The organism is Rhizobium sp. RHZ02 (genome assembly GCF_014851575.1).
GTDB lineage: Bacteria > Pseudomonadota > Alphaproteobacteria > Rhizobiales > Rhizobiaceae > Rhizobium > Rhizobium altiplani.
Window position 1 is genome coordinate 101,516 of the sequence record NZ_JACUZX010000018.1, and the last position, 11,268, is coordinate 112,783.

The following is an 11,268-nucleotide window of genomic DNA, read 5'->3' on the forward strand; positions in this document are numbered from 1 at the left end:
GCCATGACCGACATCCTGAAGAAAATCGAACTATACAAGCGGGAAGAGATCGCCGCCGCAAAGACGAAAGTGTCGCTGGCCGACCTGAAGGCGATGCAGGCGGATCAATCGGCGCCGCGCGGCTTCCACCGCTCGCTCGTTGCAAAACGTGAGGCCGGCCAGTACGGTCTGATCGCCGAGATCAAGAAGGCCAGTCCTTCCAAAGGACTGATCAGACCCGACTTCGACCCGCCGTCGCTGGCCAAGGCCTATGAACTCGGAGGCGCGGCATGTCTTTCGGTGTTGACGGACACGCCAAGTTTCCAGGGCGCGCCGGAATTTCTGATGGCGGCACGTGCCGCCTGTTCGCTGCCGGCGCTGCGCAAGGACTTCATGTTCGAGACCTATCAGGTGCAAGAAGCCCGCGCCTGGGGTGCCGATTGCATTCTCCTGATCATGGCGTCGCTTTCCGATGACGATGCAAACCGTCTCGAGGACGAGGCCTTCGGCCTCGGCATGGATGTACTGGTGGAAGTTCACGATGCCGAGGAAATGGAGCGTGCGCTGAAGCTCTCCTCCCCGCTCGTTGGCATCAACAATCGCAATCTGCGGACATTCGAAGTCAGCCTCGAAGTCAGCGAAAAGCTGGCGCCGATGGTTCCAGAGGATCGCCTGTTGGTTGGCGAAAGCGGCATATTCACGAACGCGGATTGCAAGCGCCTACAGGCGGTAGGCATCAACACGTTCCTGGTTGGCGAGAGCCTGATGCGCAAAGAAGATGTTACGGCGGCGACGCGCGCGCTCCTATTCGCCGAAGCCGCTCAGGCGGCCGAGTGATATGAGCGGCCAATCCGGTCTCACGCACATTGATGCCTCCGGCGAGGCGCATATGGTCGATGTCGGCGATAAGGCCGAAACCACAAGGATCGCGACCGCCGAGGGGCACGTGCGGATGGCGACGGCAACGCTCGATCTCATTCGCGCGGGCAACGCGAAAAAGGGCGACGTGATCGGCACGGCGCGCCTTGCCGGCATCATGGCGGCCAAGCAGACGAGCAACCTCATCCCGCTCTGCCACCCCCTGATGTTGACGAAAGTCTCGGTCGACATCACGGAGGATGCCGATCTCCCTGGCTTGCGCGTCACCGCAACGGCAAAGCTGACGGGCAAGACGGGCGTCGAAATGGAAGCCCTGACAGCCGTTTCCGTCGCCTGCCTGACGATCTACGACATGGCCAAGGCCGCCGATAAGGCCATGGAAATCGGAGGCATCCGGCTACTCGAAAAATCTGGCGGCAAGTCTGGAGACTTTCGTCATCCGGAGTACGGCAAATGAGCTTGCTGCCGGTTGCTGAGGCGCAGGATCGCCTGCTGTCGCGTGCTGAGCCAATCGAGACCCTTGAAACAGTCCCCTTGCCGGAGGCCGACGGTCGTGTGCTCGCGACCGATGTTGCAGCCCGGTTGACCCAGCCGCCTTTCGACGCGTCAGCGATGGATGGGTACGCCTTGCGCGGTGACGACGCCCCTCAGCCCGGCAGTCAGTTGAAGCTCATAGGGATGTCGTCCGCCGGGCACGGGTTTGAGGGCGTTGTCGGCAAGGGCGAGACCGTCCGTATATTCACCGGCGCCCCGGTTCCGTCCGGTGCGGATAGCGTCTTGCTGCAGGAGGATGCGGAAAAAATCGAGGGTGGCATCCGCACGACCTTTGCAGTTCGTCCCGGCCAGCACGTCCGGCCTCGCGGCCAGGACTTTCTCGAAGGCGAAGCGGTGCTGAAGGCCGGCACTGTATTGGACTTCTCTCGCCTGACCGTGGCGGCCGGAATGAACCACGCGACCCTTGAGGTCCGGCGCAAGCCGGTGGTTGCGTTGCTTGCGACCGGCGACGAATTGTTGCCACCTGGAAGCTCGCCCGCTCCCGCGCAGATCATTGCGTCTAGCACCTTTGGCATCGCTGCCATGGCCCGCAAGGCGGGCGCCGAGGTTCTTGACCTCGGAATCGTCCCCGACGACAAAGCCGCGATTTCGGCGGCGGTCGAGCGCGCAAGGCGGGCCGAGGTCGATGTCATCGTGACGCTCGGCGGAGCGTCGGTGGGCGACCATGATCTGGTGCAGGCAACGCTGCTCGCATCGGGCATGAAGCTCGATTTCTGGCGGATTGCCATGCGCCCGGGCAAACCCTTGATGGTCGGCAGCCTCGGCGAAACCCATGTCATTGGCCTGCCTGGTAATCCGGTGTCGAGCCTAGTCTGCGGGATCCTGTTCCTTGAACCGTTGATCCGGAAACTGGCCTCGCTGCCACCAGTCAGACGCGAGGCGACCGTAGAGGCGGCTGCGACGCTTCGTGCCAACGACCAGCGGCAGGACTACGTCCGAGCCACGCTGTCGCGATCGTCATCCGGCGCGCTGGCGACAAAGCCGTTCACCAAGCAGGACTCGTCCATGATGAAGATCTTCGCCGAGTCCGACTGCTTGATCGTTCGTCCACCGCATGCACCGGAACTGCCCGCCGGAAGTCCCTGCCCGGTGATAATGCTGAGGCCTGATCTTCTGGGCTGAGTCGTCGAGCCTGCCCTGATTGTTTCCTGGGAACAGAAAGCAGGATTGAGATGACGAAGGAGGCTGTCAAAGACACACAGGCCATGCTTTCGCGCATGACGCCTGCGCTCATGGATGGCGAGTTCGTATTCTGCGTGACCTCAGACGAGGATGTGGCACAGCTTGCTGTTCCCGATGCTCTTGCATGGTTTCGCGAGCACGAAGGGACCTCCCTGATCCTCTCGAGAGGCCGAGCTGCGGAACTCGGCTTTAATTGCGATGCGCCGATGCGGCGTATCGTTCTTGAAGTCTTTTCGTCGCTGGAAGGTGTCGGCCTGACGGCCGCGGTTGCTTCTGCGTTGGCAGCCCGCTCAATCCCGTGCAACATGGTAGCGGCCTACCATCACGATCATGTCTTCGTTCCAGTCGCCATGGCGGATTTGGCGCTCGAGATCTTGCTTAAACTACAAGAAACGTCGTCGGCCTAAACGCCGTCTTTGATCAGCGGGCGTCCGCCAGAGTGAACACCCCGCCGATCGCCCCCTGCCCGGTCGAACCGTCGCCGAAATCGGGGACAGCGTATTCAGCGACTAGGTTTAGGGCTGCGAGTGGCAGCGACTGCCTGCGTGGATCTCCGATGAGCACATCGACGCCTGCCTTGCGACTGGCCGCAAGGAACGGCAAAACCCTCCCGGCAAGCTGGGGATTGTAGAAGACGTCCCCAGCGAGGATGACATCGACATCCGGCGGTGGGCCGGCAAGCACGTCAGCGCTCGTCACTTCGATCGCGACGCCGTTCGCTGCCGCGTTGAGGCCGATCGCCGCGATAGCGTTCGTGTCGATCTCGGCTGCGATCACGAGGGATGCTCCGCATTTTCGGGCCACGATCCCGACGATGCCGGACCCTGCGCCGAGATCGAGGACGCGGCGGCCACTAACGATGTCCGGATAATTCAGAATATGCCGAGCGAGCAGCGTTCCACCAGCCCAGTTGTAGGCCCAGTACGGCGGCGCATCCTCCGCGTCGCTGGTTCTGAGGCGCGACAGCCCACTGCCGGGATGAGCCGTGTAGAGAACTATCTCCTGCAGGCCGGGTGCGGGTTTCAGGTGAAGGTTTTCGACGATAAAGGCGCGGACATCCCGCGGAAATAAAGCATCGCGATTTGGTTCAGCCTCAGGATGGCGGTGTCCGCTCATTCCGCTCGGCCGGATCAATAATTCTTCATCGCCAGATGCGGTATGCCGCCATCAGGGAATTCGTCGCCGAAGGCGGCAAATCCGAAGCGTTCGTAGAGTGCTATTTTATCGCTTTGTGCCGTCAGATAAAACCGGTTCTCACGGGCAGATCGGTGCTCGTTCATCGCATAGGTCAACATCGCGCTTGCGACACCATGTCCGCGCCATGCCTTGCCGACGGCGACGCGGCCTATCTTCACATGCTCGTTCGCATGGATGATCCGGAGCGTCCCGCAGACCTCACCGCCTGCAACCGCGACGACATGATGCGCAGTAAGATCAAGCGCATCGAATTCTTCATCGGCGGGTACATTCTGTTCGGCTACAAAGACCGCGCGCCGGAGCTTGAACGCCTCATTGCAAAGGGTACTGAAAACAGGAACCGTTAAAACGATGGTATCTGCCATTGTCCTCTCCGCGGGTTCAAGCGGCGACGCAAGGCTGCGCCGCCGGTGGGATCATTATGCCTTCTTTTTCGAGAACTTGGGCTTAGGGCCGCTGCCGCCCTTGCCCTCGAACTTCGGCTTGCCCGGCTTCTTGCCCCAAGGCTTCGAGTCGCGTCGCTCGTCGCTCCCGCCCTCGCCGCGGGCTTCCTTGCGGAAATTGCCTTTGGGGCGCTCATCCGTGAATTCACGACGCTCGCCAAAGGCCTTCTTGCCGGCATAGGGTTTTGCGGCGGCAGGTTTGCTGAAATCAGGCGTGCCGTTCAGCGGCGTCACGCGGATGCCGCGCTCCATCGTCTTGTTTGGACCGATCGACTGCAGGAAGCTGTCGGCGCTGGCCGCGGAAATCTCGACGTAGGTTTCCTCGGGCTGCATCTTGATCGCGCCGATCTCGCGCTTGGTCAGATTGCCGTTCCGACAAAGCATCGGGATCAACCATCGCGGCTCTGCATTCTGCTTGCGACCGACCGAAATCGAAAACCAGACGCTCGCGCCGAAGTCGTCGCGCGGACCTTTCTGATAAGGCTCCCGTAAACTCTCGGCATGCTCGCGGCGCTTGCCGCCACGGCTGTCCTGGACCGAGACCTCGATCAGATCCTCCGGCGCGGACTGGTTCGAACGATAGAGGTTGACGAAGGCAGCAGCGAGCTTTTCGGCGCCATGCGTATCGAGAAGCCGCTTGACCAGGTCCTGGGCTTCCTCGCTCGAGGCTTCATCAAAGATGGGGTCGGCAAGCAGACGGACTTCGTCACGTGCTGTGACCTCCTCTGCTGACGGTGGACGAGCCCAGGCGGCCGAGATGCCGGCGTTGTCGAGAAGACGCTCTGCCTTGCGGCGGAGGTTCAGCGGCACGATCAGCGCGCTGACGCCCTTGCGGCCGGCGCGACCGGTGCGGCCGCTGCGATGAAGCAGGGTTTCGGGATTGGTCGGCAGGTCGGCATGAATAACAAGGTCAAGACCCGGCAGGTCGATACCGCGGGCGGCGACATCCGTTGCGATGCAGACCCGGGCGCGTCCATCCCGCATTGCCTGCAGCGCATGGCTGCGCTCGTTCTGCGTCAGCTCGCCCGACAAGGCGACGACGTTGAAGTTGCGATTGTGAAAGCGGGCCGTCAGATGGTTCACCGCCGCGCGCGTCGAACAGAATACGATGGCGTTGGTCGCTTCGTAGTAGCGCAGGACATTGATGATCGCGTTCTCGCGGTCGCTCGGCGACACGACAAGAGCCCGGTATTCGATGTCGCCGTGCTGCTTTTCCTCGGTGGCCGTTGCGATCCGGACAGCGTTCTTCTGATAGCTCTTCGCGAGTTTCGCGATGGCTGCCGGAACCGTCGCCGAGAACATCAGCGTGCGACGGTCATCGGGGGAGGAATCCAGAATGAACTCCAGATCTTCGCGGAAGCCGAGATCGAGCATTTCATCGGCTTCATCAAGTACAACAGCCTTGAGGCCGGAAATGTCGAGCGCATTGCGCCTGATATGATCGCAGAGGCGACCGGGAGTGCCGACAACGATATGGGAGCCACGCTCCAGCGCACGGCGCTCGCTGCGGATGTCCATGCCGCCGACGCAGCTGACAATCAGCGCGCCCGTCGCTTCATAAAGCCATTCGAGTTCGCGCTTGACCTGCAGCGCGAGTTCGCGCGTCGGTGCGATCACAAGAGCCAGCGGTTCGGCTGCAGGGCCAAAGCGTTCCGCGTCCTGGAGCAGCGTCGGCGCCAGCGCGAGGCCGAAGGCTACGGTCTTGCCGGAGCCGGTCTGGGCCGAAACGAGGGCGTCCGACGCGGCGAGCGCCGGGTCGAGCATGGACTTTTGAACCGGCGTCAGCTCGGTGTAACCGCGCTTCACCAACGCCTTGGCGATCGCCGGAACGACGCCGTTAAAATCTGTCATGTTGTCTATCTTTCGGAAGTCTCACGCGCATGTTGCGCCCTGGCCGGCAATTGCCGGTGGAGAAGTTGGCCGTTCCTACTTGGTCAGGCGGCAAATGTCAAAGCGGATGTCCCTGCCATAGCCACACGTCGATGCCTTCGCTTCTGCCACGAATGCGTGCTTTTGCAGGGCCCTCGAGCTGGCCGGCGCGAAGCGGCGCGCTATCGGCGCCTGCCGCCTTCATCAGTGCGGCGCTCAACGCCAGTTCGACACCACACTCTGCCGCGACCTCCATCAGGCGGCTGGCGACATTCACGGTGTCACCGGTTGCGGTAATCTGCTGGCGGCTGCCGGTTCCTAGGCGCGAGGCAACGACCGGACCGCAATGAGCTCCAACCTTGAAACCAGTCTTTCGGCCGCTCAGCGCGGGATGTATTGCAAGCCAGGGACGCATTCGCCCGCACAGGCGAACGGCGCACGCGGCGGCTCGCGCGGCATCGTCATCGGCCGGTTGCGGCAAGCCGAAAAGAATCATCGCTCCATCGCCCATGAAGCTGGTGACCGCGCCGCCGTGCGAGCGCGCCTCTTCGTCGACCAGTTCAAAAAAGTCGCTGAGAACTTCGCGGACATTCGTCGCGCCGATTGCTTCGCTCAAGCCGGTGAAGCCGGAGAGGTCGATGAAGACGACTGCGGCGTCTTGCCGGACCGGCTTTGCGAGAAAGTTGGGATCGCGGGCGAGCCACTCTCCCAGGCCCGGGGCCTCGATGCGCTGCAGGAGGTCGCTTTGCGCCGCAAAGTGTGCGGCCTGGCGACGATCCATCCAGATCTCGGCGGCGCCGAAAAGCAGCACGGGCGGCAGCGCCGCTGCGATTGGCAATGCCGCACTGAACCAATAGCCGTGCGCGAAGGCGACAACGTTCAGGGCGGCCCATGCAAGCGCCGCCGACGCAATGATAGCGTAGCCGATGGCGCTGCGTCGCCACGCAAGCAGGCTGATCAACAGCACCGGCAGACCCACCGCGATCAGCGAATCGAGCAGGCGCACATTGCGGTCCCTGATGATGCCGTCGCCAGCAATCAGATGCGTCGCTGCCGTCGCCATCACCTCGACGCCCGGCAATACCGGATCGAATGGGGTTGGGAAGACGTCGCCACCGCCCGTCACCGTGGAGCCGATCACGACGATCTTGTCCTCTATTGCCTTGGCGGGGAGGTTGCCGGCCAGCACATCCGCCGCGCTGAATGTCGGAATGGTGCCGCGTGGACCATAGAAGGTGATCGGCAGGCGCTGCCCGTTGTCGGTCGGCAGATGCCGATCGCCGAGCGCAAGCCCGCCAGGCGAGAATGCCGGATTGATACCCAGTGCCAGTGACGCCACCCGCAACGGAAATGAGGCATCGACTCGTGCGCCGCCACGCGAGATCAGCGGAATGAAACGCGGTGTGCCTGACTCGTCGGTGGCGACGTTGACGACGCCAATAGCAGCAACGTCGGAAAAGCGACTTAGAGGCAACAGCATCTGGCTGGCTGCCGGTATCGCTGCCAGCGGATCATTGGCGTCGTGATCGACCGCCTGTGTGTCTTTCGGGAAGACGCCTGCGGCGGCGATCACGCTGGGGCTCTGATGGAGCGCCACGGCAAGCGCCGCATCTCCCTCTTCTGGTCCGGGATCAACCAGCAAAAGATCAAGTGCGATGACCTTTGGCTTGAAGGCGCCGACGGCGGCAACCACGCGGGCAAGCGTTGCCCGATTGAGAGGATAGCCGTTGTCGACGGCAGTCTGGTCGTCAATCGCAACAATACTGGTAACCGGCGGAGGCTCCTTTGCGCCGATCACCGTGCTTCGCACGTCAGTAAGGGAAGCTTCGAGGCGGTCGAGGAAACTCATGCTTCCCGAAAGATGCATATAGCCGAGGAGGCCGCCCCAGAGCGCGGATAGCAGCAGAGCAATCGTGACCAGGAGCCGTCTGCCCTGCATCGGCGTTATTGGCCGAGGCGGGCGAGCAGGGCCGCGCTACGGGCCGGCGGCCAGCGGCGGACGGTGAGCGGTGCGCTGCCCGGCGCGACATCAACACCCTCGCCTTCATTCAGCACGACGCGTGCTGCTGCTCCTGCCGAAGGACGGCCGACCGCTACGCGTCCGCGTACGACTAAGACAGAGGTCGTGCCGTTCTTGACATCGACAACCCAACGTGTGCCGCGGACGGCGGCAATTGCCTGTGGTGTGACGACCTCGAATCCGTCCGGGTGCCGCGCCCGGTCGACATCGACGAGCACGGCCTTGTTGCGCAACGAGACCGTGTCCGGTCGCCCGTCGTGATTGCGGTCGACGACGTTGAAGCGAGCCCCCGCCTCGGCGGTGATCGTCACGCCATCCGCGCACCGCATGATCTGTCGCGCCGTTCCCGCCACGCGCGCCATCGTGCATCCGTTCGCTTGCGCAAGTGCCGGATCTGAGTTGAATAGACAGGCAGCGCTTGCCCACGCGGCCAGCGCCAGGAGCATTCTGGAGTTCACAAGCATATTCGTCCCCTACCTGAATGCATGGCCGGACAGCCCGGGCGTGCGACGGCATCATACGCTGATAGCTGCAGCACGCATGTCAAAACGTCAACGCCTATCCGACATTGTCTATGTCTTAAGCGGTCTTTCGATTGCCGGTCCAGTATAGCGCGCCCTCGGGCGAATAAGGTGGCCGCTCTCGATCTGCTCCATGGCATGAGCGAGCCACCCGACGGTTCGCGCGAGCGCGAAAATCACGAGGGGCGCATCATCGGGAAGATCGAAGGCGGCGCTCATGGCTGTCAGCGCGAAATCGATGTTGACGCCTTCCCCGACGATCTCTTGTCCCGCGGTCGCCAGTTCGGCGTAGCTCGGCGGCAAGTCGAACTGAGCCATCAGCGCCTTTGCCCTGATGTCTCCATCCGGATACAGAGGATGGCCGAACGCCGGCAGCGGTCTTCCCTGTGTCAACGCCTGCCGTATTGCTTGACTGGCATCGAGCGCGTCGACCTCTGCGATCAACGAGGCGACGCCATGCCAGGCGCCACCGTGGAGCGGTCCGCTCAAAGTCGATAGGCCCGACAGGACCGCGGCCGATAGCGTTGCGCCTGAAGAAGCAGCCACTCGCGAGGCAAAGGTCGACGCGTTGAGCTCGTGATCGGCAAGGAGCACAAGCGCGCGCCTGATGCAATCGGCGGCTTCTGGCCTGGACCAGCTGGTGGCGAGGCGCAGATGCAATGGTGAAGCTGCCGCATCTGGAGCAAGGACACTGGCCACGATCGAAAGAATACTTTCTGCTTCGGCTTGCAGTACGATTGGCGCTCTGCCGAGAGTCGGTAAGTCGCGGGTCACGCGCTGTGCGAGCAAAACAAATGCCCGCTCTAACGACGGTGCAGTTTCAGAAGACTCGCTTGCTGCGGCTGTAATCGGTCCGGACTTCCACAGAAGTGCCGCGGTCTCCTCGAGCGTCGCATGTTCCGCCCATGTCGCCACATCACGGCCGCGATAGTAGAGTCGGCCATCCAGAATGGTGGAAATGGCAGATGGCAACACGGGATCGCCCCATTGGATGGCGTCTGCCGCAACTGTCTCGGTCTTTCGTCGGCCAGCGTGACGTGCGGCAAGCCGCATGACGTCGACCGCATTGTAAAGACTTCGCCGTGGATCGCTGGCATCTGCTTTGGCCCGGATACGGCCGCGACTCACATTGGCGTACAGCGTTTGTGGCTTGGTTCCGAGTTTCTCGAGCGCCTGCTCGGCTGTCAGCCAAAGCATTTTGTCCTCTTTACATTGATCATTTGCATCAAGATTGACGTCAATCAATCTAAGCTTGATCCTGTTGCACGTAAAGGAGAAAACACCATGAAAAACGGTTTGGAAGATGTTATCGCAGCGGAAACGCAGCTCTCCGATGTCGACGGCGAAGCGGGCCGCCTGATCATCCGTGGCGTGTCGCTCGATCATCTCGTATCGACAGCAACCTATGAAAGTGTTGCCGCGCTGTTGCTCGACGGCCTGACGGAACGGCATTTTGGTCCTGCAGAACTCGGCGATTGGTTGGGTGAAATGCGGGTGCGCATATTTGCCCATGTGGCGGCCCTCCAATCGGACCTGCTGGCCTTGCCGCCAGTGGACGCGATGCGCGCTCTCATCGCTCGCCTGCCAGATGGCGAGGACTTCGAAGCGGCGCTTCGATTGCTGGCAGCGCCCGCAGTTTTCCTGCCGGCGATACTCCGTCTGCAGGCCGGCAACGAACCCGTGGCCCCGGACGCTTCGCTACCCCAGGCAGCCGACATCCTGCGCATGCTCACAGGCAGGATGCCGAGTGCGGAGCAGAAGGCTGCTCTCGACGCCTATCTTGTGACCATTTCCGACCATGGCTTGAACGCCTCGACCTTCGCTTCGCGCGTCATCGCCTCGACGCGGGCCGGCCTCACTTCATCAGTGCTCGCGGCGATAAGTGCGCTTAAAGGACCTTTGCATGGCGGCGCGCCGGGGCCTGTGCTCGATATGTTCGATGAGATCGGAGCCAGCGAGAATGCACGCGGGTGGCTCGGTGGAGCATTGGATCGCGGCGAACGCCTGATGGGCTTCGGTCACCGCATTTACCGGGTGCGTGATCCGCGCGCCGATGCATTGAAGAAGGCGCTGCGACCGCTCGTCTTGGCTGGGCAGGTCGATCGCCAGCGCGTGGAGCTCTCGGAAGCCGTCGAACGTGCGGCGCTTGCTGTCCTGAGGGAGCGCAAGCCAGACCGGCCGCTGGACGTCAACGTCGAGTTCTACACCGCCTTATTGCTCGATGCGCTGGGCTTTCCGCGCGAATCATTCACCGGCGTATTCGCGATCGGCCGGACCGTGGGGTGGATCGCGCATGCGCGCGAGCAGGCGCTGGAAGGCAGATTGATCCGTCCTCGGTCGATCTATGTCGGGCCGGTGCCGCAGGCGGCGTGAGCATCGACAATAAGAAGAACCGGCGGTCCCAGCCGCCGGCATATCGTTTATAGTGGGTCTCGGTGCGGGGAAGCCTCTAACCGCTGAGATAGGCCGCAAATTGCTAAGTGTCTCTCGGCAATTAAAAAGCAACGGTGTTAGGCGTCAATCACCGTTGCTCGATAGTCTCTCATTTTGGCATTGAGGATTATGATCATCCTTCGCATGACCGCGACGAGAGCGACCTTTCCGGGCTTTCCTTTCGCTTTCA

The 11,268-nt window shown here is 62.2% G+C and carries 11 protein-coding genes and 1 pseudogene; 5 read left to right on the forward strand and 7 right to left on the reverse strand.

Annotated elements, in window-relative coordinates; translation table 11 throughout:
• The first annotated feature begins 3 nt into the window (after positions 1-3).
• The 4 genes from trpC to IB244_RS22215 are packed head-to-tail and all read left to right on the forward strand — an operon-like array spanning position 4 to position 3,002.
• On the forward strand, positions 4-816 hold the full coding sequence (trpC, locus tag IB244_RS22200) for an indole-3-glycerol phosphate synthase TrpC (RefSeq protein ID WP_113470420.1): 813 nt from the start codon (positions 4-6) through the stop codon (positions 814-816).
• A 1-nt stretch (position 817) separates the two neighbouring features.
• Positions 818-1,315, forward strand: coding sequence for a cyclic pyranopterin monophosphate synthase MoaC (gene moaC / locus IB244_RS22205; protein WP_018854999.1), 498 nt, complete (start codon positions 818-820; stop codon positions 1,313-1,315).
• On the forward strand, positions 1,312-2,535 hold the full coding sequence (gene glp / locus IB244_RS22210; RefSeq protein WP_192241901.1) for a gephyrin-like molybdotransferase Glp: 1,224 nt from the start codon (positions 1,312-1,314) through the stop codon (positions 2,533-2,535). Before moaC ends, glp begins: the two co-directional genes overlap by 4 nt.
• Positions 2,536-2,585: 50 nt before the next feature.
• Positions 2,586-3,002, forward strand: a complete 417-nt coding sequence (locus tag IB244_RS22215; protein WP_018854997.1) for an ACT domain-containing protein — start codon at positions 2,586-2,588, stop codon at positions 3,000-3,002.
• A gap of 13 nt (positions 3,003-3,015) precedes the next feature.
• On the opposite strand, the gene IB244_RS22220 is transcribed toward IB244_RS22215, so the two are convergent.
• The 6 genes from IB244_RS22220 to IB244_RS22245 form a co-directional block, all read right to left on the reverse strand.
• Complete coding sequence (locus IB244_RS22220; RefSeq protein WP_192241900.1) at positions 3,016-3,711, reverse strand: class I SAM-dependent methyltransferase; 696 nt, start codon at positions 3,709-3,711, stop codon at positions 3,016-3,018.
• Between the two features lie 14 nt (positions 3,712-3,725).
• Positions 3,726-4,157, reverse strand: coding sequence for a GNAT family N-acetyltransferase (locus IB244_RS22225; protein ID WP_062370917.1), 432 nt, complete (start codon positions 4,155-4,157; stop codon positions 3,726-3,728).
• A gap of 54 nt (positions 4,158-4,211) precedes the next feature.
• Entirely contained in the window at positions 4,212-6,086 is a 1,875-nt protein-coding gene (locus tag IB244_RS22230; protein WP_192241899.1) for a DEAD/DEAH box helicase, read from the reverse strand.
• Between the two features lie 97 nt (positions 6,087-6,183).
• Positions 6,184-8,043: a CHASE2 domain-containing protein gene (locus tag IB244_RS22235; protein ID WP_192241898.1), complete on the reverse strand. Its 1,860-nt coding sequence runs from the start codon at positions 8,041-8,043 to the stop codon at positions 6,184-6,186.
• 5 nt (positions 8,044-8,048) lie between these two features.
• Positions 8,049-8,588: a FecR family protein gene (locus tag IB244_RS22240; RefSeq protein ID WP_192305566.1), complete on the reverse strand. Its 540-nt coding sequence runs from the start codon at positions 8,586-8,588 to the stop codon at positions 8,049-8,051.
• Positions 8,589-8,696: 108 nt separating this feature from the next.
• The gene (locus IB244_RS22245) at positions 8,697-9,842 is read right to left on the reverse strand and encodes a citrate synthase (RefSeq protein ID WP_169683831.1); all 1,146 of its coding nucleotides are present in this window, start codon (positions 9,840-9,842) and stop codon (positions 8,697-8,699) included.
• Between the two features lie 87 nt (positions 9,843-9,929).
• Here IB244_RS22245 and IB244_RS22250 point away from each other — a divergent pair, with 87 nt between their 5' ends.
• Positions 9,930-11,018, forward strand: a complete 1,089-nt coding sequence (locus IB244_RS22250) for a citrate synthase/methylcitrate synthase (RefSeq protein WP_169683830.1) — start codon at positions 9,930-9,932, stop codon at positions 11,016-11,018.
• A 137-nt stretch (positions 11,019-11,155) separates the two neighbouring features.
• Here the strand turns inward: IB244_RS22250 and IB244_RS22255 are convergent.
• Positions 11,156-11,268 (reverse strand): annotated as a pseudogene (locus IB244_RS22255) (IS110 family transposase); the annotation flags it as partial.